The 23,896-nt window shown below is 63.6% G+C and carries 25 protein-coding genes; 12 read left to right on the top strand and 13 right to left on the bottom strand.

Annotated elements, in window-relative coordinates; all coding sequences use genetic code 11:
* Positions 1–431 precede the first annotated feature (431 nt).
* The 4 genes from OG874_RS43310 to OG874_RS43325 all read right to left on the bottom strand — a co-directional run bounded on the left by OG874_RS43310 (position 432) and on the right by OG874_RS43325 (position 5,267).
* Positions 432–1,469: an AraC family transcriptional regulator gene (locus tag OG874_RS43310; RefSeq protein WP_330252808.1), complete on the bottom strand. Its 1,038-nt coding sequence runs from the start codon at positions 1,467–1,469 to the stop codon at positions 432–434.
* Positions 1,470–1,492: 23 nt separating this feature from the next.
* Entirely contained in the window at positions 1,493–2,575 is a 1,083-nt protein-coding gene (locus OG874_RS43315) for an alpha/beta fold hydrolase (RefSeq protein WP_330252809.1), read from the bottom strand.
* Between the two features lie 48 nt (positions 2,576–2,623).
* A complete protein-coding gene (locus OG874_RS43320) occupies positions 2,624–3,682 on the bottom strand; it encodes an alpha/beta hydrolase (RefSeq protein WP_330252810.1) in 1,059 nt (352 codons plus the stop codon).
* Between the two features lie 106 nt (positions 3,683–3,788).
* Positions 3,789–5,267 carry a flavin-containing monooxygenase gene (locus OG874_RS43325; RefSeq protein WP_330252811.1) on the bottom strand — a complete coding sequence of 493 codons (1,479 nt, stop codon included), beginning with the start codon at positions 5,265–5,267 and terminating at the stop codon, positions 3,789–3,791.
* Positions 5,268–5,430: 163 nt separating this feature from the next.
* Here OG874_RS43325 and OG874_RS43330 point away from each other — a divergent pair, with 163 nt between their 5' ends.
* The 5 genes from OG874_RS43330 (at position 5,431) to OG874_RS43350 (ending at position 10,643) form a co-directional block, all read left to right on the top strand.
* Positions 5,431–5,706 carry an AraC family transcriptional regulator ligand-binding domain-containing protein gene (locus tag OG874_RS43330; RefSeq protein WP_330252812.1) on the top strand — a complete coding sequence of 92 codons (276 nt, stop codon included), beginning with the start codon at positions 5,431–5,433 and terminating at the stop codon, positions 5,704–5,706.
* Between the two features lie 379 nt (positions 5,707–6,085).
* Entirely contained in the window at positions 6,086–6,967 is an 882-nt protein-coding gene (locus OG874_RS43335; RefSeq protein WP_330252813.1) for an alpha/beta fold hydrolase, read from the top strand.
* A 344-nt stretch (positions 6,968–7,311) separates the two neighbouring features.
* Positions 7,312–9,267 carry an acetate--CoA ligase gene (gene acs / locus OG874_RS43340; RefSeq protein ID WP_330252814.1) on the top strand — a complete coding sequence of 652 codons (1,956 nt, stop codon included), beginning with the start codon at positions 7,312–7,314 and terminating at the stop codon, positions 9,265–9,267.
* 198 nt (positions 9,268–9,465) lie between these two features.
* Positions 9,466–10,011, top strand: coding sequence for an RNA polymerase sigma factor (locus OG874_RS43345; RefSeq protein WP_330252815.1), 546 nt, complete (start codon positions 9,466–9,468; stop codon positions 10,009–10,011).
* The gene (locus OG874_RS43350) at positions 10,008–10,643 is read left to right on the top strand and encodes a hypothetical protein (RefSeq protein WP_330252816.1); all 636 of its coding nucleotides are present in this window, start codon (positions 10,008–10,010) and stop codon (positions 10,641–10,643) included. Before OG874_RS43345 ends, OG874_RS43350 begins: the two co-directional genes overlap by 4 nt.
* A gap of 409 nt (positions 10,644–11,052) precedes the next feature.
* Here the strand turns inward: OG874_RS43350 and OG874_RS43355 are convergent, their stop codons facing one another.
* From OG874_RS43355 to OG874_RS43375, 5 genes are all read right to left on the bottom strand, one after another.
* On the bottom strand, positions 11,053–11,994 hold the full coding sequence (locus tag OG874_RS43355; protein WP_330252817.1) for an alpha/beta hydrolase: 942 nt from the start codon (positions 11,992–11,994) through the stop codon (positions 11,053–11,055).
* The gene (locus OG874_RS43360) at positions 11,991–12,881 is read right to left on the bottom strand and encodes a flavin-containing monooxygenase (RefSeq protein ID WP_330252818.1); all 891 of its coding nucleotides are present in this window, start codon (positions 12,879–12,881) and stop codon (positions 11,991–11,993) included. Before OG874_RS43360 ends, OG874_RS43355 begins: the two co-directional genes overlap by 4 nt.
* 187 nt (positions 12,882–13,068) lie before the next feature.
* Positions 13,069–14,226: a saccharopine dehydrogenase family protein gene (locus tag OG874_RS43365; protein WP_330252819.1), complete on the bottom strand. Its 1,158-nt coding sequence runs from the start codon at positions 14,224–14,226 to the stop codon at positions 13,069–13,071.
* Between the two features lie 75 nt (positions 14,227–14,301).
* A complete protein-coding gene (locus OG874_RS43370; RefSeq protein WP_330252820.1) occupies positions 14,302–15,318 on the bottom strand; it encodes an AraC family transcriptional regulator in 1,017 nt (338 codons plus the stop codon).
* A gap of 78 nt (positions 15,319–15,396) precedes the next feature.
* The gene (locus tag OG874_RS43375; RefSeq protein ID WP_330252821.1) at positions 15,397–15,888 is read right to left on the bottom strand and encodes a VOC family protein; all 492 of its coding nucleotides are present in this window, start codon (positions 15,886–15,888) and stop codon (positions 15,397–15,399) included.
* A gap of 555 nt (positions 15,889–16,443) precedes the next feature.
* On the opposite strand from OG874_RS43375, the gene OG874_RS43380 reads away from it, so the two are divergent.
* The 5 genes from OG874_RS43380 (at position 16,444) to OG874_RS43400 (ending at position 20,588) form a co-directional block, all read left to right on the top strand.
* On the top strand, positions 16,444–17,652 hold the full coding sequence (locus OG874_RS43380; protein ID WP_330252822.1) for a cytochrome P450: 1,209 nt from the start codon (positions 16,444–16,446) through the stop codon (positions 17,650–17,652).
* A 240-nt stretch (positions 17,653–17,892) separates the two neighbouring features.
* Positions 17,893–18,309, top strand: a complete 417-nt coding sequence (locus tag OG874_RS43385) for a phenolic acid decarboxylase (protein ID WP_330252823.1) — start codon at positions 17,893–17,895, stop codon at positions 18,307–18,309.
* 242 nt (positions 18,310–18,551) lie between these two features.
* Entirely contained in the window at positions 18,552–19,010 is a 459-nt protein-coding gene (locus tag OG874_RS45025; protein ID WP_442943237.1) for a class I SAM-dependent methyltransferase, read from the top strand.
* A 445-nt stretch (positions 19,011–19,455) separates the two neighbouring features.
* A complete protein-coding gene (locus OG874_RS43395; protein ID WP_330252824.1) occupies positions 19,456–19,590 on the top strand; it encodes a hypothetical protein in 135 nt (44 codons plus the stop codon).
* Between the two features lie 353 nt (positions 19,591–19,943).
* Positions 19,944–20,588, top strand: coding sequence for a nuclear transport factor 2 family protein (locus OG874_RS43400; RefSeq protein ID WP_330252825.1), 645 nt, complete (start codon positions 19,944–19,946; stop codon positions 20,586–20,588).
* Between the two features lie 309 nt (positions 20,589–20,897).
* Here the strand turns inward: OG874_RS43400 and OG874_RS43405 are convergent, their stop codons facing one another.
* The 4 genes from OG874_RS43405 to OG874_RS43420 are packed head-to-tail and all read right to left on the bottom strand — an operon-like array spanning position 20,898 to position 22,391.
* Entirely contained in the window at positions 20,898–21,890 is a 993-nt protein-coding gene (locus OG874_RS43405) for an NAD-dependent epimerase/dehydratase family protein (protein ID WP_330252826.1), read from the bottom strand.
* Positions 21,887–22,099 carry a nuclear transport factor 2 family protein gene (locus tag OG874_RS43410; RefSeq protein WP_330252827.1) on the bottom strand — a complete coding sequence of 71 codons (213 nt, stop codon included), beginning with the start codon at positions 22,097–22,099 and terminating at the stop codon, positions 21,887–21,889. Before OG874_RS43410 ends, OG874_RS43405 begins: the two co-directional genes overlap by 4 nt.
* A 34-nt stretch (positions 22,100–22,133) precedes the next feature.
* Positions 22,134–22,259, bottom strand: a complete 126-nt coding sequence (locus OG874_RS43415; protein WP_330252828.1) for an SDR family oxidoreductase — start codon at positions 22,257–22,259, stop codon at positions 22,134–22,136.
* A gap of 3 nt (positions 22,260–22,262) precedes the next feature.
* Positions 22,263–22,391, bottom strand: a complete 129-nt coding sequence (locus OG874_RS43420) for a hypothetical protein (RefSeq protein ID WP_330252829.1) — start codon at positions 22,389–22,391, stop codon at positions 22,263–22,265.
* A 520-nt stretch (positions 22,392–22,911) separates the two neighbouring features.
* On the opposite strand from OG874_RS43420, the gene OG874_RS43425 reads away from it, so the two are divergent.
* Together OG874_RS43425 and OG874_RS43430 are read left to right on the top strand one after the other, a co-directional pair.
* On the top strand, positions 22,912–23,328 hold the full coding sequence (locus OG874_RS43425; RefSeq protein ID WP_330252830.1) for a nuclear transport factor 2 family protein: 417 nt from the start codon (positions 22,912–22,914) through the stop codon (positions 23,326–23,328).
* Complete coding sequence (locus tag OG874_RS43430) at positions 23,325–23,873, top strand: nuclear transport factor 2 family protein (RefSeq protein WP_330252831.1); 549 nt, start codon at positions 23,325–23,327, stop codon at positions 23,871–23,873. Before OG874_RS43425 ends, OG874_RS43430 begins: the two co-directional genes overlap by 4 nt.
* Positions 23,874–23,896 lie beyond the last annotated feature (23 nt).

Raw genomic sequence — 23,896 nt, forward strand, 5'->3', positions numbered from 1 at the left:
GATTCTGGTGCCGACGCGCCGAGCCGAGGAGAGCATCGTTATCTTCCGGAGGCTATTGGAAGAGTTGCTCCTGCAGCCCCCGTAGGAGCGGAACTCCATGGAGGCCGCGGGTGTGTGTCTCGGCTTGGAGGCGCAGATTCGGATTGATCTGGACCGTCCGATCCTCTCGGGGTGTGGTGGTTACCTACGAGATGCGAAGCGGGCGGCAAAGTTCGAACGGCAACCTACGTTCCGGGGGTAAGGGAGTCGGCCGGCTCGGTGACAAGCGCCTTCGCCCTCGATCAGAAGTCCGACGATGTCGGAGCAATCGGTGCCTCCACCATTGCGGACACTGCCAATGTGGCGAAATCTAGCCGCGTGCCACGTGCCTAGACGACCGCTAGCAGCGGGTTTGTCCTTCGGAGGCGGGTTCGGCCCCGGTATCTCGAGGGTCAGCGTCTTGCCGACGCGCGTTCGGTGCTGGGGGACTTCCCGGTCCAGCGTTGGTACGCGCGGCGGAACTGGCGGCTGTCGCTGAATCCGACCTCGGTGGCGACAGTGGCGACCGGGATGTTGGATTCACGCAACAGTACCGTCGCACGCTGCATACGGACCCGGTCACGAATCTCACCGAACTTCAGACCGGCCTCGGTCAGCCGCCGGTGCAAAGTACGCTCACTGATCGCCAGCCGGTCGGCGGTTTGCGCCATTGTCACCGGGTGTCGCAGATTCTCCCGTAGTACGCCTACGACAGCGGCCACCGTGTCGGGGCCATGGCCTTCCGCGTCGGCCAACTGACGTGCCGCCTCGACGGCGATCGCGAATTGGGCGGGGTTGGCGGTCGGAATCGGGCGGTCCAGTAGTTCGGTGTCGAACCACATGCGCACGTGTTGCGCGCCGAACTGAATCGGACATTGGAAGTACCGACGGTAGACGTCGGCGTATGTGGGCGCCGGGTAGGCGAATTCCATCCGCTTCGGCCGGAGTTGGCTGCCGAACGCCGCACGCAGCAACGCGACGATCGACGCGCAGGCCTCTTCGCTCAAGAAGGGCAGCAGCTCGGCATCCGGGCTGCGCTCTAACAGCCTTATTTCGAATTCGTCTGTGCTGTATTCGATTTCGTAGTTCACCAGGCTCCCAGCCGCCTGGTGTAGGCGTACGCCGACCGCCATCGCCTCTGCGCCGGAGCTGGAGGATCGAACGGCGAAGCCGACCAGGCCCCAGGACAACAGCACGTCACGGGTGCCGACGCGCATTCCGACGGGCCCTGCGGGCAAGGCACGCAGGGCCCGTCGCAGAATGGTCGTTGCCTGACGGAACGACAATCGCGTCCCCGGCAGATCGATCTGGCCACGGGTCAATCCGGTGCCGGCAAGCCAGGGCTCGGTATTGGTGCCGCGCTGCTCGGCGATGTCCAAGACTCCCGCGACAATAGTCGGCGGGATCCGCGCGTCTTGCAGTGGATCATCGGCAAGACGGTGTGCCGGCACGGCAGACGCAAGAAAAATCGAGGTCAACTGTCTGAATTGATTCGGACCCATGATCTGATCAGGTTTGCGATCTGGTCGTTGGCTGTAGTTGCAATTCCCCAGTGGCCGGCGTTGTAGAGACGCCTCTCGATGGGAATTCCAAATGAATCCATCGAAGCTTGAAACTCGTTGGAGAAGAACCGATCGTAGACACCTTCCAGGGTCTGCACGGGAGGGGTTCCCGCTGGGAGGCTGGTGTACCGCGGGTTCATCACACGATCTGAGAAATTGGCGGTGTACGCGAGTCCGGCATGATAGCCGTCATCGTTGGGGTGATTGGCTTCACGCGGCTCGTTCGACATCTTGTGGAGCCATCTGACGGCCTGATCGAAGATGCTCGTAGAGCGCGGTATGCGTGCCCACGTTGCGGCGACGACCGGCTTGGCTGCGAACCCCCAGAACTCTGGGATCCGTATCATCTGATTGAGGATATCCAGCAATCCGAACGGCTGATCTGCAAACGCTACATGCCTCCTGAACCAGGCGCCGAACATGTCGAACGACGGAGCCCCGAATGTGGTGAAGGATGCTATCCGCGAGGCCAATTCCGGCTTCGTCAGCAGGTCCCACCCGATGACGCCACCGAAATCATGCCCGATGTAGTGGACCCGCTCATCCGGGGCAAAGTTGTCGACCACCGCGCTGAAATCTTCGTCGAGCCGGTCGAGAACATACGAGTCCACGTCGTCTGGTTTTCCAGAATTACCCACACCGCGCATGTCGTAGGTGAGCACATGAAACTCGTCAACGAGCCACGGCAGGATCGGGAACCACACCGCGTGACTGTTGGGGTACCCGTGCAGCATGACCAACGTCGGTGCCGTCCCGCGCGGTTGCCCGTATTCCTGCACCGCGATCGGAGTCCCATCCGCACTCTTCACGACGTGTTCGACCACCGGAACCGGAGGACTTGCCCGGTCGAACTGAATCGGCTCCCAGGGCGTCCGCTTGTCGCTCGGAATTGCCGGAGCGCTCGAGCGCATACGAACTGCAAGGAATGCGGCCAGCGCACTGGTGGTGGTTCCAACGAGGAGCCGTCGGCGTGTCAGCGACGGGGGATAACGCATTGAAGTTCCTTCCTCACGGATCGATGGGTTCGAGACGTTCTGCCCGGCCTACGGAGCGTCGAGTGCCGCGACGATCGCCGCGGCCGCATGAAGTGTCGATGCTCGTGCGCCGGGGCTGAGTGCGGTGACATAGATGTAGGCGTGGATGAGCCCGGGGGCGCGATGCAGGGTGACGGGCACGCCGGCCTCTTTGAGTCGTGCGGCGTAGGCGATGCCTTCGTCACGTAACGGGTCGAATCCCGCGACGGCGATATAGGCGGGCGGAAGGCCGGTGAGGTCATCGCAGAGCAGGGGTGAGGCCCGGTGGTCCAGGGCATCGTCCGGCTTGGCGAGGTAGTGGTCCTTGAACCAGCGCATTTTCTTGCGAGTGAGGTAGTAACCGTCGGCGAACTCCTCATACGAGGGGTGCTCGGTCGACAGGTCCAGCGCCGGGAAGAGAAGTGCCTGCATGCGGGGCGGGTGGGCGTGACCGCGGAGCAATTGGCTGAGAGTCGCGCTGATGTTGCCACCCGCACTGTCTCCGGCAACGACGATGCGGTCGGGGTCGATTCCCCAGCCGGCGGCATGCTCGACCGCGAAGTCCCAGGCAGCCAGTCCGTCGTCGATCGCGGCAGGGAACGGATGCTCGGGGGCGAGGCGGTAGTCGACCGAGAGCACGTCCGCCCCGGTGTGCACCGCCAGGAAGCGGACCGCGGAGTCGATATAGGCGCGGCTGCCGAGGACCCAACCGCCACCGTGGAAGAAGACGATGAGTCCGCGGGGTGCCCCGGCGTGCGCGCGGTAGCGCGTGGCGGGGATGGATCCGGCGAAACTGGGAATATGGAGGTCTTCTACGACGGCGAACGGCGCGAAGGTGTCGGCGAAGACGGCTGCCTCGTCTTCTACCTGCTCGCGGGCCTGCTCGATGGGCTTGTCGGAGAAGTCGGCGCCAGGGAGCCTGTTCAGAATACGCAGGACCCCTGCTGCCTCGGACGCAAGTCGGTCACCGTCGGCATTGATGGGCGAATTCCGTCCGAGCAACCCGAAAGCGCGGTGCGGGATCGCCAGAGCGATTGCCCGTTCGATCCTTTGCAGTCGGGTCAGGCGTCTGTGGGTCGCTAGGCTCATCGGTCGTTTCTCTCTGTCTTTCGCCGCTCGGCGTTCACGAATCGGGCCGGTTCTGGTGCTGAGGCCGTCGTAGTTGCGAAGGCCCTGCTGTGGTTCAGCGACGAAGTCATATTGGATCGCCCGCGCCGACAACGACGGGGTTGGCGGTGGGCTCGATGAGGTAGTCGTCCAGATTCAAGCGACGAGTGCGGGCGAAGTAGGAAAAGGTGAAGCCGGGCCAGGTCGTGGGATTCTTACCGGATTCGGTTTTCAACCAGCTCGTGCAGCCTTGGTCCCAGACACTCGCCTGGATACGCTCCTGAATCTCCTCATTGAAGCGTTGCTGAACGTCGCCCCGCACCTCGAGCGCACCGACGTCGCCTTTTGCGAGCATTGCGATGGCCTGTATCACATAGTTGATCTGGGCTTCATGCATCAAGATGACCGAGGTGTGCCCCAAACCCGTATTGGGGCCATAGAGAATGAAAAGGTTCGGGAACTGGGCAACCGAGATGCCGAGATAGGCTTCGGCGCCCTCGGCCCACTCGTCGCGCAGTGCGCGGCCACCGCGGCCGGTGATATGCATGGGCGCGAGCATGTCTGTCGCTTGGAAGCCGGTACCCAGGATGATGGCGTCGACCTCGTGGACCCGTCCCTCAGCCGTGACCACCCCCCCTGGGCGGATCTCGGTGATCGCCGAGGTGACCACCTCCACGTTCGCACGGACTGTCGCGTCGTAGTAGTCGTTGGAGATCAGAATGCGCTTGCAGCCGATCGGGTCCGCGGGGGTGAGCTTTTCCAGCAGCGCCTGATCGGTGATCTGGCGGCGAAGGCGCTTACGGAACTGGTATTCCGTTGGCGCCATCAGCTGGGGAAACTTGGTGAAGGCCAGAGCGCGCGGCTCCAGTTGCCAGTAGGTTGCCAAGCGCGAGAGTCGTTGTAGCGCGGGGATGCGATTGAAGACCGCACGAATCAAGCGGGGGTAGCTGTAATCCGGCTTGGGGAGAACGTGCGGGGCGGCGCGTTGGAAGAGGGTGAGCTCGGCGACCCGGGGAGCGATCTGCGGCACGAACTGAATGGCTGACGCTCCGGTGCCGACCACTGCAACGCGCTTGCCGGTCAGATCGTAGTCGTGGTTCCACCTGGCCGAGTGAAACATTTCCCCGGCAAACGTGTCGATGCCGGGGATGCGAGGGTAAGCCGGTCGGTTCAGTTGACCGGTGGCTGGGATGAGCAGCGTCGACGTGTGCGTACTACCATCGGACAGCTCGACGGTCCACTGGCTCGACAGCTCATCGAAGGTGGCTCCGACGACCTCGGTGTTGAAGCGGATGTGGGGCAGTACATCGTATTTGCGGGCGCAGTGCCGGAGGTACTCGAGTATCTCCGACTGCGGAGCGAACCGGCGCGACCAGTTGGATTTCGGCTCGAACGAGAACGAGTACAGGTGCGAAGGCACGTCGCAGGCGGCACCGGGGTAGGTGTTGTCTCTCCAACAGCCCCCGACGTCGTCGGCCTTCTCGAAAATCGTGATGTCGTGGTAGCCGGCCTCTTTGAGCTTGATGGCCATGCCAAGGCCAGCGAAGCCGGAGCCGATGATCGTCACTGACGGACCGGCAGGCGGTTTGCTGTGTCCCATGGTTCTTCTTCCGTTCTGGTCAGGTTTGATTCAATTTAGGAGTCTGTAAACCGTGGGAACAGGTGACTCTCGGCAGAAGATTTACTAGATTCGGCAATGGCGTCGGTCGTCGTTCGAATGGAGTCGCGCAGTGCATCGGGATGTCCCGCGCACGCCCACGGGCACGCTCTACCTGATCCGCCAAGGTGCTGACCACGGCGTCTCGGCCGAAGTGTGTCTTCGCGGCACAGGGCTACGAGCTGAGCAGCTCGTCGACCCCGCCTTCGAGGTGAGGGCCGACCAGGAGCTGGCGGTCATCGCCAACCTCACCGCGGCACTGGGCAATCCCGTCGGCTTGGGCCTCGCCTTCCGTCGCTGGAAGGGCGTCAGTCCTCGGGCTTACCGGTCACTGCGGCTCGCCCGCTGACGGTTGCCGCGATTGAGGATTGCCGAATCTAGTAAGTCTTTTGCCAACGGCCACCTGTGCTACCGACTCGTCTCTCCTTACCTTTATGGCAGGCGTTCGGAGGAGAGGACATGCCGTTGAGATGTTGCGGCCTCTACCCTCGCGGCGCTGGAACTGCTCGAAGAAGCTGTCCGGGGTTCCGTCAGCGAACTCCGGGCCAAGAGAACGGAGATCGCATTGGGGCCGATCGCCGTTCACCTGCACCTGGTAGGCGGTTCCACGCCGCATCGCCTCGACATGCGGTAGTTCATCGGCGCCGGTCCCGACACGACGGCGGATTCATCACCGGACGGCGTAGAGCAACCGCTCCGTCACCGACTCGAAAGAAAGAAGGGCCCCGATGGTGGAAAATTTTGCCCCGGTAAACGGAATCGATATCTGCTACGAGACATTCGGTGACGCGAACAGCCAGCCGTTGCTGCTCGTACACGGCATCCACGGCCAAATGATCTCGTGGAACGAGACATTCTGCGAACAGCTCGCCGGTCGCGGATTTTATGTCATCAGGTTCGACAACCGTGATAGCGGACGTTCCACGAAGTTGACCGAACCCAAGAGTCCGGTCCGGGTCGCCCTCCGGCTGCAACGGCCCGCCTACCTATTACGAGACCTCGCCGCGGACGCGATCGGGCTCCTAGACCACCTCAACGTCTCGGCGGCGCACGTGATGGGAATGTCTATGGGCGGCATGATCGCCCAAACGATCGCGATCGAATACCCGGGCCGGGTCCGATCGCTCACCTCGATCATGTCGACCACCGGCAACCTGTGCGCAGGCTATCCCCGCAAACCGGCCGCCGTTTCCTATGTCATCCAACGATTCCCCGCCGATCGCGACGCCAATACCACCCGCTTGACGAAGATGCTGTGCACATTGTCCTCACCCGGCTTTCCCCTCGATGAGAGCGCCCTCCACGAGTTCGCCGCCCGCAGCGTCGCCCGCGGCACCAGTCCAGATGGCGCACTTCGACAGGCCGCTGCCGTCTTCGCGGCGTCGGATCGCACCAAAGACCTTGGCCGGTTGACTATCCCGGCATTCGTCGTGCATGGCCTGTCAGATCCATTGATCGATGTGTCAGGCGGACGCGCAACGGCCGCGGCAATCCTAGGCGCTGAGTTGTTCCTGATCCCCGGCATGGGCCACGACCTTCCGCCACAGACATGGGTTGACCTCGTCGACGGGTTCGTGCGAACCGCCGGTCGACGCGAGCTGAGCAAGTGAATTCCTTTGCCGCACCGCGGCAATCGACGTCGGCATACGCGCTGACCAGTAGGAGTAGATGGCTCTGACACGGGTCATGACCCGATTCGACAACTACCCCGGTATCTGGTGCCAAGGTGACTGGACCACCAGCACCGACCGCGGGTCGGCGCTCATCAGTGGACGCTCCGACGCAAGCACCCGCTCCGCCTGCACACCAGGGCGCAGTCGGTAGGTGTAGCGCATCACCTCCTCTACGCCCGTCAACCTAACCGGCACCACCGAAATAACCCGCGATTCAACCTATGAAAGGAGGACGGCGCTTCCTCTCGCGTGAGCGGGGGAGTATCCGCGCCACACCCCCTATGACCGATACCACCGCCGACCACCGGGAGTCGTACCCGCCGTCCGCGGAGTTCGCGGCCGCGGCGAACGCCGATGCCACGCTGTACCAGCGGGCCGCGGCCGAGCGCGACGTGTTCTGGGCCGAGCAGGCCGGACGGCTGCACTGGGATCAGCCATGGACGCAGGTGCTGGATTGGAGCGACGCGCCGGTGGCGAAGTGGTTCGTCGACGGCAAGCTCAATGTCGCCTACAACTGTGTGGACCGGCATGTGCTGGACGGGCACGGTGATCAGGTCGCCATCCATTGGGAGGGCGAGCCGGGCGATTCCCGCGATATCACCTATACCGAACTGCTGGCCGAGGTGTCGCGCGCCGCGAACTATCTCACTGTGCTCGGGCTCGAGGCGGGCGATCGAGTCGCGATCTATATGCCGATGGTGCCCGAGGCGATCGTGTCGATGCTGGCCTGTGCGCGATTGGGTTTGACGCATTCGGTGGTCTTCGCGGGCTTCTCCCCCACCGCGCTGCGTCAGCGGGTCGACGACGCGAGCGCCCGGCTGATCATCACTACCGACGGTCAGTGGCGCCGTGGTAAGGCCGCCCCGCTCAAGGAGGCGGTCGATGAGGCGCTGTACGCGAACGGGGATGTGCCACACAGCGTTGAGCATGTGCTGGTGGTGCGGCGCACCGATATCGAGGTGCCGTGGACCGAGGGCCGGGACCTGTGGTGGCACGAGACCGTCGCCCGAGCGAGCCCAGAACATGCGCCACGGGCTTTCGATGCCGAGCATCCGCTGTTCATCCTCTACACCTCGGGCACCACCGGGAAACCCAAGGGCATCCTGCACACCACCGGCGGCTACCTGACCCAGGCCGCCTACACCCACCACAACGTCTTCGATCACAAAGCGGGACAAGACGTCTACTGGTGCACCGCCGATATCGGCTGGGTCACCGGGCACACCTATATCGTGTACGGGCCGCTGTCCAACCGCGTGACCCAGGTGGTCTACGAGGGCACCCCGAACTTCCCCGACGAGCACCGGCACTGGCAGATCGTCGAAAAGTACGGTGTCAGCATCTATTACACGGCACCCACGCTGGTGCGTACGTTCATGAAGTGGGGCCGCGAGATCCCGGCCGCACACGACCTGTCCAGCATTCGGTTGCTCGGCTCGGTGGGTGAGCCGATCAACCCCGAGGCCTGGCGCTGGTATCGGGAGGTGATCGGCGCGAGCACCGCGCCCATCGTGGACACCTGGTGGCAGACCGAGACCGGCGCGATCATGATCTCCCCGCTGCCGGGCGTCACCGCCGCCAAGCCCGGTGCCGCGATGACGCCGCTGCCCGGCATCTCCGCGCTCGTCGTGGACGAGGAAGGAAAGCCGGTGCGGCTCGGGGAGACCGAGGCCAACGGCTATCTGGTGCTCGATCAGCCGTGGCCGTCGATGCTGCGCGGCATCTGGGGCGATATGCAGCGCTACCGGGCCACCTACTGGCAGCGTTACGCCGAGCAGGGCTGGTACTTCGCCGGTGACGGCGCCAAACTCGACGCCGACGGTGATCTGTGGGTGCTGGGCCGCGTCGATGACGTGATGAACGTGTCGGGTCACCGCATCTCCACCGCCGAGGTGGAGTCCGCGCTGGTCGGGCACTCCGGTGTCGCCGAGGCCGCGGTGGTCGGTGCCAGTGACGACACCACCGGGCAGGGCATCGTCGCGTTCGTGATCCTGACCGCCGAGGCCAAGGACACCGGCGCGGCGCTGGTCGGCGAACTGAAGGCGGAGGTGTCGCGCGAGATCAGCCCGATCGCGCGGCCACGCGAGATCCACGTGGTGCCCGAACTGCCCAAGACCCGCAGCGGCAAGATCATGCGCCGGCTGCTGCGCGACGTCGCCGAGGGCCGGGATCTCGGTGACACCTCGACGCTGGTCGATCCCAACGTCTTCGAGGCGATCCGGGCGGGCCGCAGCTGAGTCGACACCCGTGCGGCGGCACGCTTCAGGGCCGGTGACGTTTCGTCACCGGCCCAACCAGAGCAGCGATGGTCACCTCGCTGACGGTAGCCAGTCCTCAGCGACATCCAAGGCCGAGGAACCGAGCAAAATCGGCCGCCAGCATTGCGCGAAGCGAAATTTCTGTCTGGACGCCGGACATAGGCCAAGGTGACGTACATGGATCCCGGCCTGGATGCTGACCAGCGCCGCGAGAGTTTCGAGCACCTCGCAGCCGAGGTCGTCGAGCCGCTGCGCCGCTACCTCGCCCGGCGTACGGATCCGACCACGGCCGAGGACGTGCTCGCCGATGTACTGCTCGTGCTGTGGCGCCGGTTGAACGCGGTGCCGGCCGAGGCACTGCCCTACGCCTACGGCGTCGCCCACAACTGTCTGGCGAACGCACAGCGCAGCGCGCGTCGCCAGCAGCGGGTGGCGGCCCGGATCGCGGCGATCGATCCTCCTGCAGCATCGCTCGCGCAGGACGAAGACCCCGACGAGCGGGTGACGGCAGCCTTGGAAACACTCCGCCCGGCCGAGGCCGAGCTTCTGCGGCTCTGGGCCTGGGAGGACCTGGGTCCGACCGAGATAGCCACGGTCCTCGACATCACCGTGAACGCTGCGACGATCCGGCTCCACCGGGCAAAGAAAAAACTCGAGGACGCGATCCGAAAGGTTCCAGGCGGCACCGGACATGAGCAAGCAGATGAAGGGAGAAGGCCATGACGAACAGCGACAACGGCTTCGACGCTGACGAGCAGACTCGTCAGCAGCTGCGCGCGCTAGACCCGGCCCGCTCCCTGCCACCGGCCGACGCGGACGCCTTGGCTTCCCTTCTGGAGGACACCATGAACCAGCCCCACACCGACCCGACCACCACTCGTCTCCATCGCGGCGGACCGCCCAGGACAGTCCTGATCGCCGCTGCCGCAGCCGCTGCCGTCCTCGCCATTGCCACTGTGGTGACCCACGGGGACGACAAGCCCGCCGGCCACCCGGACACGAGCACGGCGAAGCAGACCGTGACCGCGCTCAGCGTCGGGCCTGGAGTCGCCGCCAAGTGCATGCCACCTTCAGCCGAGATCGTGGCCCGTCAGGCGATCGCCTTCGAGGGCAAGGTGACCAATGTGACCGACAACCTGGTAACCCTGGAGGCGACCCACTTCTACAGCGGCACGGCCACCGACCTGGTCACCGTGACCAAGCCAGACCTCGGCATGAGCGAGCTGCCGGTCGACTTCCAGCTCGGGCAGACCTACGTCGTCGGCGCCACCGACGGCCACGTCTCGATCTGCGGCCTGAGCGGTCTGGCCACCGATGACCTACGGGCACTCTACGAAGAGGCCTTCGGCAAGTAGGGGACCCCCACGCGATACAGGCACACAGATTCAGCGCGCCCGATTGCTACATCCTCATGTACGGACACGGCACATCCGATCCTCGAGCCCCGGCGCTCAGTCGGATGCGAAAGAGGCCACCCCGACGCCGTAGGCGCGCCATCGAGCGCAGCATCCGCTGGTACTGGTCAATCCAGGTCTCCTCGAGTATTTCGGTAAATGCTTAGCCAGATTGCGATCGCAGCGAATGTTTGTGCATAGTGACCAGTGGCGAGCAACCGCTGTGCGGGCGCGTTCGAGGCCGATGAGCGGGGTATCTGGCCCGGCCCGATTCGGTTGGCTCGGACCGGGTTTCCGGCTTCGGCTCGGTGCATGCGGCAGTTACCGGGCACCGCGTCCGAGGCTGTCGATGAAGATACCGCTCCAAGGTTCAGTCTGCCTGTTGCGACGGCGGTTGATCAGGCGTCCGACCAGCCAGGGAGGTGAGACCTAGACGCAGAGCTCCGGCCGCGTCGATGAGTGCTTCCCTGGCAGCAGAAGAAATGCCGGTCGCGTTGATCATGCTGTGGACCATGCTGCGCTGGCGGCGCAACGCTACCGGTACTCCCGCGTCGGCGAGCTTGCGTGCATACGCCTCGCCTTCGTCGCGCAGGACATCGAAACCGGCAGTAACGACGTAGGCCGGTGCGACATCGGACACGTCTTCGGCCAGCAGGGGTGAAACACGGGGATCTTTTACCAACGTCGGGTCGGTGAGGTAGTGGTCGCGGTACCAGTCCATGTCACCCGCGGTCAAGAACAACCCATCGCCGAAGGGCCCGTAGGAGTCGTGACGGGTGGACAGGTCGGTCACCGGCATAAACAGGAGTTGGAATGCGGGCGTGGGTGTCGGTTCGGAACGGGCGGCCAGGGCCGTTTGCTGTGCGATGACGGCGGTGAGGTTACCGCCGGCGCTTTCTCCGCCGACTCCCACCGCATTCGGGTCGATGTTGTAGTCGGTGGGATGCGTGGCGACGTGGTTGAACGCAGCGAGCGCGTCCTGGAGTCCCGCGGGGAAGGGGTGCTCGGGTGCCAGGCGGTAGTCGATCGAGATCACCGTCAAGGCTGCGTGGTGGGCGAGGAATCGGGACACCGTATCGGCGGTGGCGAGGTCGCCGAGTACCCATCCGCCGCCGTGGAAGTACACCAGAGCCGCCGACGGGCCTTCGATACCCGCGGGGCGGTAAAGGCGAGCAGGGATGTCGCCGACCCCGCCGGGGATGGTGATGTCGCGGACGGTTTCGATCGGATGTTGTTTTCCGAAGATCCTGGCTTCCGCGGAGATGAGTGCGCGGCCCTGTTGGACGGGCAGTTCGCAGTAGGGCTTGTTCATGCGGTTGAGCAGCCGCAGGCCCAGCTGGGCTTCCAGGTGGAGCTGCCGTGCTGCAGGTAGTGCAGGAGTTGGCTGTTCAGTAGCGGATGTGATTCGAACAGTTTGTGATCCGGCTTCGGCAGGCCGTACTTGGTGAGATCGCCCTGGATCATGCGCAACAACGTTTGCATCAGCGGCCGCTCGAGCTTGACAGGCAGGTCCGGGCCGCGGTTACCGAACTCGTCGGAGGGAATCCCGAAGATGTGCTTGGGGATTACGTGATAACCCCGGCGCACACTGACGAACGCGGTGTCGGCATTGGCGGCCGCGTCGCAGGCGATGTCGGCACCCGAGTTGCCTAGGCCGACGACGAGCACACGCTTACCGCGGAACTCCTCGGGATCCCGATAGGTCGAGGAATGCCGAATCTCACCCTTGAAGGTGCCTGGGTGCTCCGGGCTGCGCGGGGCCCAGGTGACGCCGGTGGCGCAAATGACGGCGCGGTATTGCTTGACGGTGCCGTCGGGCAAAGTGACGCTCCAGATATCGCCGACCTGTTCGACATGCTGAACCGCACAGTTGAACCGGATCGCATCACGTAGACCGTAGGCTGCGGCGAAACCCCTTGTGTACCGGAGAATATCGCGGTTGCTCGGATAGTCCGCGTAAGTGTCGGGCATCGGGAAGTCGAAGAAGCCAGAGGTACCGCGAGACGAAATGAAGTGGGCCGACTTGTACATCGGGGTTCCCGGATTATCGAGATCCCAGATTCCGCCGACGTCGGAGTGCCGCTCGTACTGGTCATAGGGGATGCCCAGCCGTTTCAGGGCACGGGCCGCCGACAGTCCGGCCGGCCCGGCCCCCACGATACAAACACGCCCGCCAGTGACATCGGTGGTGTCGGTCATCAATCCTCCTGTGGTCATTGCCCTGGGTCAGATTCAACGCTCAGGGAGCCAATAGCGGGAGGGGTGATCCAGCAAATATGGGGCGCAATCCGGCCAGAATCGCGGATCGTCCGACGGACTGGTCGGTTTTGCAATGTGTGTTGCCCAGCGTCCAACTCGCCCGCTGGCGGACGTACTGTCAGGTCCTTCACTTGGCCGGTCGTTCCTCGACGAGTTCAAACGTGATCCCAGCCTTGACCAAGCGGTCGATCAGTGCGTCGCCCATGGCAGCGGCCGGCGTAACCGGACCGGCCGTCTGCGGCAGGTCATCGAAGGCAAGGCTCATGGCGGCTTCGCCGAGGATTTTGCTCGTTTCGGTATAGCCGGGGTCGCCGCCGGACACTCGGCAGATCACGTGTCGGTCGCCACCGGTGCCGTGGAAGGTGACGGTGAACGTGCTCTTCGCGCGGGCCGCCTCGGTCGGCCCCTTACCCGGATCCTTCAACTCGAGCAGTACCGACCGCAGCGGCTTTATTTGCGCACCGACCAGCAACGTGCTGACCAAGCCGATGATCCCGGCCGCAGCCGCAAAGTGGCGGGTTCCGATCCAGTGGCGGTACGTGAAGTCCGGTCCATACCGGTCGAGCAGCCGACCCGAGTAAGCGACGTTTTGGCCGTCGACACCGGGAAACGGAACAAGCCAGAATCCGAACCGGCGGGTCGGCCGTGCGCTGGGGTTCTGCGAGACGCGCCCCGCCGGCTGCCCTTCAATGGAGGCACGGGCACGGGCCGCGGCACGCCACTGGCGCAGACGCGAAAGGTAATTGACGACCGTGTGGTAGGTGCCGCCCGAGATACCCGCAGAGACCTGGACCACCCCGTCGACGGTGATCGGCACGTCCTCAGGAAGGTACTTGACGGTGAAGTAGGTGCCGAGGTCATGCGGTACTGAATCGAAGCCTGCCGAGTGCACGATCCGGGCGCCGCTGGCGGTGGCGGTGTCGCGGTACTTCACAAACATGGTGTCGAGGAACTCCTGCTCGCCTGCGAGATCGAGGTAGTCGGTGCCGGCTTCCGCACAGGCCTTCACAAGTTCCTCGCCGTACTTCAGTAAGGGGCCTACGGTCGTGATCAGGACCCGGGTAGACGCAGCGACCTTCGCGAGTGCAACCGGATCGGACGAGTCGGCGACGAGGATCGGCAAGTCGGGCCGACCCAGACCGTCGCGGACGCCTTCCAGTTTCTGCGCACTTCGGCCCGCAATGGCCCAGCTGGCCTCGGCTGGCAGATGTTCAGCCAAGTATTCAGCAGCGAGCCGACCGGTGAAGCCGGTCGCTCCGAAGATAACGATGTCGTAGTTACGCATGGCCAAGACTCTTGGCCATTGCCCAGCCGCCGGGCAGGTGCCGGTCGGCGCAAGACTTGTGAATTTCGGCGGCCGTCAGTCAGGCCCCAGCAGGGCGGTCCGGTACGCGCGAGGTCCCATCCCCTTCCAGCGACGAAATGCATGCGAGAAGCTCGACACTTCTTGATAGCCGAGCCGTTCAGCGGCTTGGGCGACCGTGAGGCCTCCTACCAGCATCTCCTCGGCGAGATGCTCCCGGATCTCGTCCAGCAGCTCACGGTAGGAAGTCCGCTCGGCAGCCAGGCGTTCACGCAGATTGCGGGAACTCATCATCAATTCGCGGGCGACGCGCTCGGCCGTCGGAGGGTCGACCGGTCGCGCCAGCAGCAGGTCGCGCACGCGGCCTGCTAGACCGGTGCGGGCGCTACTGCGTTCGAGCAACTCCCGGCATTGCTCCTGCGCGAGCGCTTGGGCGTGAGCGTTGGCCTGTGGCATCGGAAGGTCGAGCAGAGCGGCATCCAGGGCAAGGACTGTCTCGTCGCCGGCGAACTCCGGTGTGATTCCCAGGATCTGTTCGTAGCGCTGCGGGTCCGCGGGCGGAAATGCGAGTACCACCCGCCGGGCCAGGATCTGGTCAGCGAAGAGCTCACGTTGAAGCGTGGCGATGACCGCGAGATCACGTTCGATGGCGAAGCGCCTCAATGGCTCCGGCACATCCGGAGCATCGAGTACCAACTGGACCTCGTCACCGATGCGACGGAGCTCGAAGTGGGACCACGCATACGTAAGGTCGAGGAACTGAAGTGCGACATCGAGCGCGCCGCCGAGCGTTGGGCTGCTCAACAGTGCAAAACCCCAGAAGCCGAAGGACGTGAGGTGGAAGCGGCTGCCGACCTCGAGCCCGAGAAGGTCCCGACCATCCGTCGCTGCCATCAAGTTGCCGACCACCGACTGTTCCTGTCGCGCAGTCACCTCGGTACCGCCTTCACGCAGCGCCGCTTCAGTGAGTCCGGTGCCAGCCAAGCATGCAGCTGTGGGCACACCGAGATCAACGCCGAGGTCAACCAGCGCCGAGACACTGGTCGGCGGTCGAGGAATCTCCCACTGAACCATCTACGCCTCCGTTCAAGCTCCCGCCGAATCTAACAACTCTGGCGCCGCCCTTGAGCGCAGGCCTACTGCAGCGGGCAGTCAGTTGTCAATTGACAGCGAAGCACCCCGTTTGACCAGATCTATCACTGTCGAGTCGGCAAGTGTGGTGACGTCGCCGACCTCGCGGTTCTCGGCGACGTCGCGCAGCGCATGATCTTGCCTGAGCGGGGTCTTCCGGCCGGCTCCTAGCGCCTCGAGGCGATGCACCTCGGCTTCCACGTCGTTCGTCTCGATATCGGTGTGCAACCGTTCCTTCGAGGCTTTGTCGTCGGCGGTCGCTTGCAGCAGAATCCGAATATCGGAATCGGGCAGACGCAGACGCCGGTAGATATCGCGGGCGCTGGGGTTTGCAGCTTCTGCATGAAGTGCCCGCGCGGCAACCGATCCTGAAGAATGGAACATGGCTGCCGCAGGATCAGCCCGTGCGATCGGTGTGTCCCGCCAGCCGGATCGGTCAGCACCGGAGAGGTATCTCGCGAAGTGAACCTCGTCACCGCGCCGCTTCACGGCGGACCTGAGTGCTTGCGCCACACGAGTTTTCCCGACTCCGGGTGGCGCTGCTGGACAAGTTCGTTGCTGGACCTGCTCACGCGAAACGACGACCCACGCGCTGGCCCGCTCTCGGGATTGCGGTGCGGCTCGACTTTCCGCGACCGTGTGCGCTTTCCCGGGGGCCGGGGTCGGCTCGGCTGGCCACCGGGCACCACGGATTGCGAACTTCATCGTAGGGACTATAGTTCTGGATCGACCTGACGAGAGGCGCGCGCATGAATCAGTATGTCGCTGAGGCGATTTCATCGACCAGACCGCTCACCGCGATGGTCCGCGTCCACGGTGAAACGCGCGATTCAACGCCATCCGTCGGCCTATCGACCCGTGCATGAACGCAGAAGAGAAAAGTCGTCGCCGATACCGGCATCGAACAGGAGCCTGTTTCTTCCAATCTGCACGTAATTCGAATCTGCGTCCGTTATCGCGATCCGCGTCCTAGTCCTAATTCAATCCATCTGGAGCCACATTTTGATCTCGCAGTCGTCCCCGGCCCACCCGACCACCCCCGTCCACCAAGCATCCCACCGGTTTCCGATGTACGACCCCAATTTCGCCGCCGACCCGCACAGCGCCTACGCTGAGATGCGGCACCGTTATCATCCTTCGCTGGTTCCGGTCGATCTGGCGCCGCATGTACCGGCCACTCTGGTGATAAGCCACGCGACCGCGGTGCGAATTCTCAACGATCCCGAACACTTCCCGTCGGACCCCCGAGAATGGCAGGTCACCGTTCCTGCGGATACGCCCGTCCTGGCGATGATGGCATGGTTCCCCGCAGCGCGGTACAACACCGGTGCCGCACACGATCGCTATCGAAGTGCCTCCGTCGCAAGCATCGACGGAGTCGACACGAACAACATAAACGCGCTGGTCGAGGATATCGCTATCCCGCTGATCAATAAGTTCTGTGGCAAAGGTGCAGCCGATCTGATGGCCGACTACGCATTCGGCCTGGTATTGGAGGTCCTCAACCGGATATGCGGTTGCCCGGCGGAGATCGGGAAACAGGTCGCGACCGGTATGGCGGCACGTTTCGATCAGCGTAGTACGCTCACCGCCCAGCAGGGCATGACGATGATCAAAGACGCCCTGATGGAGTTGATCCAGCTCAAGCGCGCAAACCCCGAACCGGAAAAGGACGCCACCTCGCGACTGGTGATCCACCCCAGCGCGCTCGACGATGTCGAGGTATTCGCTCAGCTGATGAGCTTTTACGGTGCCGGTTTCGAACTGGAACGTAATCTGATCACCAACACGCTGGAGTTGATGCTCCGCGATCCCCGGTACGGAGCGTTCGGCGGCGACTACGGTCGGAATTTGTCGACCGTGACCGCCCTCGACGAGGTCTTGTTCAACGACCCGCCGATGGCGAACTTCTGCTTCAGATACCCGAAACAGCCGATTATGGTCGACAGTATGTGGCTGGATGCCAACCAGCCGGTCGTTGTCAGCCTCGCTGCCTGCAACAACGACCCGGCGATCCGCGTTGCCGTCGACCCTGGCGGCAGCCACATCGGCAACCGGGCACATGTGGCGTTTGGCGGCGGACCACACGCCTGCCCAGCAAAACCCCTGGCGTACGAGATCGCGCAGCATGGCATCGATCAACTATTCGCGGCGGTGCCCGACATGACGCCAGCCGTGCCTGTAGAACAACTGGAATGGCGGCCGGGACCGTTCCACAGAGCCCTCAAGGAATTTCCGGTCGTCTTCGACAAACTGCCTCCGATGCGTGTGAGGTAGTCACTGCTCATCGAGCGCCGAAGCCGACCCGGCGGTCCACCATGGCTGTGACCACGCGTCGCCAACACCGCAGCCATGCCGTGGAATTCGTTGCGCCACTAGGAAAATCGACACCGAAGCTTTGCTCAATAGACAACCAAGATCTGCGGCGTTATGGTCATGATGATCATCGAATATCGTTCGCAGGAACTCGCTTGAAAGGGGGAACGGGAATCGGTTTCGGCCGACCCGGACTGCCGAATGTTGAAATCTATCGTCGGACAACGCTTGCACCTGTACTTGCCCAACGGCTGGGAATTCGACCCCTGGATCACCGGTGCCGGTTTTATCGAATACACGCTGACCGCGGGTCCGCACACGGGACGCCACGCCGTCCAGAAACCTACGTACCGTCGACTGGCAGACAACGTAGAGTTCCTCGGCTGGTACGAGGAAACCGGAACCGTCGTGACCCTCGTCTGGCACCTCGACACCCAGACAGTGGACCGGTTCGCGGCGGTGCCTCGATGGTTGGCCGATGGCGATATGGCCGCAAGCACAGGTGACAATCAAGATCCGGTGTTCCGCGAGGAGATGGCGCGGCGCGCCGCAGCCGGACCAGATATGCCGCGGCACATTTACGCGGACCACGGCTACTTCGAGCTCAGCGAAAAATAACCCGCACGAGACGGTGCAGCTGCCGCAACAGCCCACCAAATACGCCGGCCTCCGTGACGTCGGCTGCGTGACCGCATCACCTTCGGTCGCGTCGTTTGAAGGTGCCACCGGGGTTTCCCCTTCCCGGTGGCATCGTCACCTCGAACGTAGAACCCGAATGGCTTGCCAGCACGGCCGGTTCGCTTGTAGCCCTATGGGTTTTGCGATCAGCAGCGGCCCGTCGCAGAGGTGTTCTGTAACAAGTGGACGCGCCTGCTGCCACCATGACCGGCGCGACCACCTTGCAGGTAGTGATCCTCGGCGCGGGACTGGACACCACCGCCTACCGCCATGGCGGCACCCACGCGCGGATATTCGAGGTCGACCACCCCGACACCCAGGAGTGGAAGCGGGATCGACTGGCCAGGGCTGAGATCGCGATACCAGCGTCGCTGACCTTCGCGCCCATCGTCGAGTGTAGTAGCTGCGCCTGGTGTGGACTGCGCTTGGTGTCAGCCTTGCGGTTTGATGACCGTTCGGGTGATATCGCCTACGGGACATGGGTTCTCGGATTGGTGCGAATGAATGGCCAGCGCTCGTTGATGTGCTGTAGCAGTCCGGCTGTCGGCGGGGATGTGCGAATGGCAAGGCGCGCAGTCGGGCTCGGGAGATGCTGGTCATCGCAGCCGACGCGTCTGAACGTCTACTGGTGGGGTGGCTGACCGGCTATCGCCGGCTTTGGAAGGACGTTCCTCCCGCGCGAAATAGGCTGCGGCCTTGCGCAGTATCTCATTCTCGAGCTCGAGCCGACGGACCTTGCGCCGCAGTTCCACCAACTCGGCGCGTTCGCTGCTGGTCAAGCAATCGCGTCTGCCGTCGTCGATATCGGTGCGGGCCAGCCAGTTTCGCAGACGGGACTGGGAAATCCTGAGGCTCTTGGCGACTGCGTCACGCAGGGTGATCTGTCCGAGTTGCGCCACATGGGGTGATTTGTCCGCGTTGCGACGCGTGGGGCTTGACGTGTATGCACCGCCTGCTTAAGGTTCTGCCAACTATTCGATATATATTATCGAATAGTCGACAAGATGGTTGCAGGTTCTGCCGCTGAAATTTCTTCATGACGGCCGCAGGTTGCGAGCGTCGACAACGAGGAAGAGCGGTACCCCGGTGGATCCGGACACATTGCAGGCGATCAACGCGATCGAGTCGCTCAAAGCGCGCTATTTCCGCAGTCTCGACACCAAGAACTGGTCGACATTCAGCTCAGCTCAGCTCTCGCCGATGACGTCGACGTGGACATGACGCCCGTAGGTGGTGTCCGTGTCAGCGGAGCGTCGATCTATATGTCTGCGCTGCAAAGCAATTGCGGCACCACGGTGACTGTCCATCACGGGCACATGCCCGAAATCGCGATCACCGGTGTGGCCGCGGCGACCGGAACGTGGGCAGTCGGAGGTCTCCGGCAGTAGCTCCCCCCGGTACGACCGCAACACCACTACCGACGGCGTCATCGCCGATGACTCCCTCGACAAGGCCGCCATCGCCACTAATCGGGTTCTGCATGGACCAAAGCACCTGAGCCGCTTGGTCCTGCGGATCATCCGCCACTGACCACACGTCATTCGAGATATCCGCACTCAAAGAGGAGAAGAGATATGTCCGTAGAAAATCATCGTCGGTTCCTGGCCGGACCGGGCGAGCGACGCGCACTGCGCACCGCTATGGCGTTGGGCACGGCGACAATGCTTGGTGCCGTCGGCATCTCGATGGCCAACGCCGAGCCGCCGGCGCCCCCGGGCGTCTTCTCGGCGACCGACGCGGCCGCTGATATCGCAGCGGTCAAGCAGCTCAAGACGGACTACTTCCACAACATCGATACGAAAAACTGGGCCGCCCTGCGCGAACTCCTCGCTCCCGACGTCGTCGTGGACACCACGGGCAGCGGCGGCCCCATCCTTGTCGGCAGGGATCCTTTCATCGCCTTCCTGAAGCTCACGATCGGTAGCGCCAATACGCACCATCAGGGCTTCGACCCGCAGATCAACCTGACGTCCGCGACGACTGCCGAAGTCGGGTGGAGGATGGAGGATGTGCTTATCTTCGGCGGGACTCTCGGGGTGCACGGCTATGGCAACTACCAGGATCGCTACACAAAGGTCAACGGTAAGTGGATTATCAAGTACTCCAAGCTCACCCGCACCCGCCTGGATCTGATCAACCCCGACGACGGCACCGTGATCGAGGCGGACGCTCCACTCGAGGAAGTCGTTGCGAAGGTCAATGAGCTCCTTGGGCTGTAGCAATTAGGGCAAAGGCGGGAGACCACACCGTGGTCTCCCGCCTTTCGGGAACCGATCGAATCCGCCGTTTGCGGTCGGCGAAACGCACCATGCGAGCTCCTCGCGGCACGGCCCCACGCCCCGTGCCCGGGATCTGCGCCGGAACGGGAAAAGTCGCTGAACACAGTTGGTCTGCGGGATCCGCTGGGGCCCTTGGCCGGTCGACGGTGGCGTGGGCACACCCGACCCGGTTGAGGCTCGCAACAGCCGAGGTGAGCATACCGCCGCACTTCGGTGCCGAAGGCCATTCGTGCCCATCGGAGGTGTGAGTTAACGGTGGATCTGGTGTTGTGTGAAGAAATGGGCGGCGCGGCGGATGGAGTTCTCTACGGGTTCGGGTATCCAGCCGAGTTCGTATTCGGCTTTGCTGTGGTCCAGCGGCGACATCAATTCGGCCATGCGTAGACCGACGGCGGCAAAGCGGAGGTCGCGGCGCAAGAGGCGGGCGGCGAGGTCGTTGCCGTGGGCGGCGAGGTACAGAAGGGGCATCGGAAGTCGCCGGCGTGGTGGGCGGACACCGGCAGCGTCGGCGGCGATTTCGTGTACTTCGCGGGTGCTGAGGTAGCGGTCGGAGATGATGTAGCGCTGTCCGGCGCGGCCGTAGCGGGCGGCGCGGGTCATGGCGCGCGCGGCGTCTTCGATACCGACGGCTTCGGCGGAGAAGTCGAAGTAGAAGGGGAATCGTCCGGCGGCGACTCGGGCGATCAGTGATCCGTGGGGTGTGGGTGCCCAGTCGCCGGGGCCGTAGGTGGTGGAGATGCACATTGCGACGGCTTGGAGATCGTGTTCTCGGGCGTAGCGCAGGACGAGGTTTTCGGCGGCGACGCGAGCGGCGATGTAGGGGCCGCCGCCGTCCCAGTTGTGGGGATCGTTTTCGGTGACCGGCCGCTGGGTGTCAACGGCCATCGTGCCGGTGGTGCTGGTGAACACGAATTTGTCGGGTTCGGCGCCGAGCGCGGCGTCGAGGACGTGGCGCAGTCCGTCGACGTTGGTGCGGTACAACGGTTCCGGATCGCGTAGCCACATCCGGGCGTCGACCACGCAGTAGTAGATGACGTCGCATCCGGCCATCGCCGAGCGTAGTGCGGTGTCGTCGAAGATTTCGCCGTAGTGGCGTTCGACGTCGAGGTCGTCGATGCCTCGGGTCGAACTGGTGGTGCGAAGCAGCACTCGGACGTCTTCGCCGTCGGTGACCAGCCGCCGGGTGACGTGGCTTCCGAGGAACCCGCTGGCGCCGATGACCAGTTTCTTCGCCCGCGTCATCGGGTACTCCGCGTGCGGATCAGCTCGATGGCGTTGTCTCGTTCGCGGATGACGGGGACGCCGGTGTCGTCGGCGCGCACGTCGAGTTCGATATCGGGATCCATCAGGTCGGCGAGGGCTTTCCAGTCCTTGGTGTCGAGGGCAAGGCAGTAGCGCGCTTTGGCCTGCGACAGTTCGTGTGCGGTGCCGAGAAGGTCCGGTGTGGTCATGGATGTCCTGTGGGTTCGGATGTGGGAGGTGCGCTCAGGTGATGCTGAATCCGCCGTCGACGGTGATCACCTGATTGGTGACCCGCGCCGCGGCCGGCGTGGCGAAAAACGCGACGACGGCGCCGATCTCGTGGGGCTCGACCAGCCCCAGCGGTGGCATGCGTCAGGATGCCGGGCCATGCGGGGCATGCCCTTTGGCGGTGATCGCTGCGGGGGTGATGACCCCGCCGGGCATCACGGTGTCGACCGTGCTGGCGTGTTCGGCCAATTCCATTGCCGCAGCACGACTCACGGCGAGTAGTGCGCCCGTGCATCCGGCGTATGCGAACCCACCGCCACCCGGTCGTCGAGCGCTGTCATCGACATGGCCCTTTCCTGTCTGCGAGGACCCTGAGGTCGGTGGGCTGCGATGGCCGGGCCGTCGCGGGCTCACGTTTCCACGGACCGAGTCGCTTCGACGTGCATGTATCGAACTAACTTGTATGTGTCGAATATTCGATAGATTCTATCGAATATTCGGTGAACCGACCGTAAAGCAGGGGAGGGAGGGAGTCAAATTGCGTGCCGGAATATCGGGGACCGACCGCGCGGGGCGCCGCTCTTCGCCGCCGCCGTGTCGTGTTCTCGGCGTTCCTTGGCAACGCCGGGTTGCGCGGCGTCGGCTTGACGCGCGTTCGCCGCCATCTTAAAGTTCCGTCAGATATTCGATGCAATTTATCGAATAGTCGATAGATGGTTGCAGACTGTGCCGCTGAAATTTCTTCACGACGGCCGCAGGTCGCGATTGTCGACAACCAGGAAGAGTGGGAACCGTGGTGGATCCGGATACATTGCAGGCGATCAATGCGATCGAGTCGCTGAAGGCGCGTTATTTCCGCAGTCTCGACACCAAGGACTGGTCGGCATTCGGCTCCGTTCTCGCCGATGACGTCGACGTGGACATGACGCCCGTAGGTGGTGTCCGTGTCAACGGAGCGTCGAACTATGTGTCTGCGCTGCAACACGATTACGGCACCACGGTGACGGTCCATCACGGGCACATGCCCGAAATCGCGATCACCGGTGTTGGCGCGGCGACCGGAACATGGGCAGTGCAGGTGCTGCTGGTCCGGCCGGATGGCGGACGCTTGCTGTCGTTCGGACACGATCGCGATACCTATGGCATTCGCGATGGCCGGTGGGTGATTACGGGGACGAAATCGACTCGCCTGCAGTCGGACCAGTCATGACCTACTCGCGGCGAACCTTCATGATCGGGACCGGGGCGGCCGCCTTCGGTCTGGCTGGAGCGGTGTCGGCACGTGTATCCGCAGACCCGGGTGACGCGGCGGCGCTGGACCCTGCGACTGCGGTAGCGGCTGTCTATGCGATCAAGCAGGTCAAGGCGCGCTATTTCCGGGCGGTAGATACCAAGGACTGGGATCTACTCAAGCAACAAGTAACGCCCGACGTCGTGATCGACACGACAGGCTCGGCCGGCATCATCACAGTCGGCGATGATGCCTTCATCGCCTATCTCAGGCTCACCATCGGTTCCGCTACGACCGTCCATCAGGGGCACATGCCCGAAATCGAGGTGCAGACAGCGAGCACCGCGACCGGGGTGTGGGCATTGCAGGATCTGCTGATCTGGCCCGGCAACGTGCGAGTGCTCGGATTCGGGCACTATCACGAAACCTACGTACGCGATGGTGACCACTGGCGCATCAAGAGCAACAAACTTACTCGGCTCTATCTCGACCCGATCGCAGAGCAGAAATTGTTCGGCGTGTGAGATGCCGACCGCGTCAGCCGCTC

Source organism: Nocardia sp. NBC_00565 (genome assembly GCF_036345915.1).
GTDB lineage: Bacteria > Actinomycetota > Actinomycetes > Mycobacteriales > Mycobacteriaceae > Nocardia.

Excerpts from the sequence above, each read along its gene's own strand:
- OG874_RS43315 (WP_330252809.1), bottom strand. The coding sequence starts at position 2,575 with ATGCGTTATCCCCCGTCGCTGACACGCCGACGGCTCCTCGTTGGAACC.
- OG874_RS43320 (WP_330252810.1), bottom strand. The coding sequence starts at position 3,682 with ATGAGCCTAGCGACCCACAGACGCCTGACCCGACTGCAAAGGATCGAA.
- OG874_RS43335 (WP_330252813.1), top strand. The coding sequence starts at position 6,086 with ATGGTGGAAAATTTTGCCCCGGTAAACGGAATCGATATCTGCTACGAG.
- acs (WP_330252814.1), top strand. The coding sequence starts at position 7,312 with ATGACCGATACCACCGCCGACCACCGGGAGTCGTACCCGCCGTCCGCG.
- OG874_RS43345 (WP_330252815.1), top strand. The coding sequence starts at position 9,466 with ATGGATCCCGGCCTGGATGCTGACCAGCGCCGCGAGAGTTTCGAGCAC.
- OG874_RS43350 (WP_330252816.1), top strand. The coding sequence starts at position 10,008 with ATGACGAACAGCGACAACGGCTTCGACGCTGACGAGCAGACTCGTCAG.
- OG874_RS43355 (WP_330252817.1), bottom strand. The coding sequence starts at position 11,994 with ATGAACAAGCCCTACTGCGAACTGCCCGTCCAACAGGGCCGCGCACTC.
- OG874_RS43360 (WP_330252818.1), bottom strand. The coding sequence starts at position 12,881 with ATGACCGACACCACCGATGTCACTGGCGGGCGTGTTTGTATCGTGGGG.
- OG874_RS43365 (WP_330252819.1), bottom strand. The coding sequence starts at position 14,226 with ATGCGTAACTACGACATCGTTATCTTCGGAGCGACCGGCTTCACCGGT.
- OG874_RS43370 (WP_330252820.1), bottom strand. The coding sequence starts at position 15,318 with ATGGTTCAGTGGGAGATTCCTCGACCGCCGACCAGTGTCTCGGCGCTG.
- OG874_RS43380 (WP_330252822.1), top strand. The coding sequence starts at position 16,444 with ATGTACGACCCCAATTTCGCCGCCGACCCGCACAGCGCCTACGCTGAG.
- OG874_RS43385 (WP_330252823.1), top strand. The coding sequence starts at position 17,893 with ATGTTGAAATCTATCGTCGGACAACGCTTGCACCTGTACTTGCCCAAC.
- OG874_RS43400 (WP_330252825.1), top strand. The coding sequence starts at position 19,944 with ATGTCCGTAGAAAATCATCGTCGGTTCCTGGCCGGACCGGGCGAGCGA.
- OG874_RS43405 (WP_330252826.1), bottom strand. The coding sequence starts at position 21,890 with ATGACGCGGGCGAAGAAACTGGTCATCGGCGCCAGCGGGTTCCTCGGA.
- OG874_RS43410 (WP_330252827.1), bottom strand. The coding sequence starts at position 22,099 with ATGACCACACCGGACCTTCTCGGCACCGCACACGAACTGTCGCAGGCC.
- OG874_RS43415 (WP_330252828.1), bottom strand. The coding sequence starts at position 22,259 with ATGCCACCGCTGGGGCTGGTCGAGCCCCACGAGATCGGCGCCGTCGTC.
- OG874_RS43430 (WP_330252831.1), top strand. The coding sequence starts at position 23,325 with ATGACCTACTCGCGGCGAACCTTCATGATCGGGACCGGGGCGGCCGCC.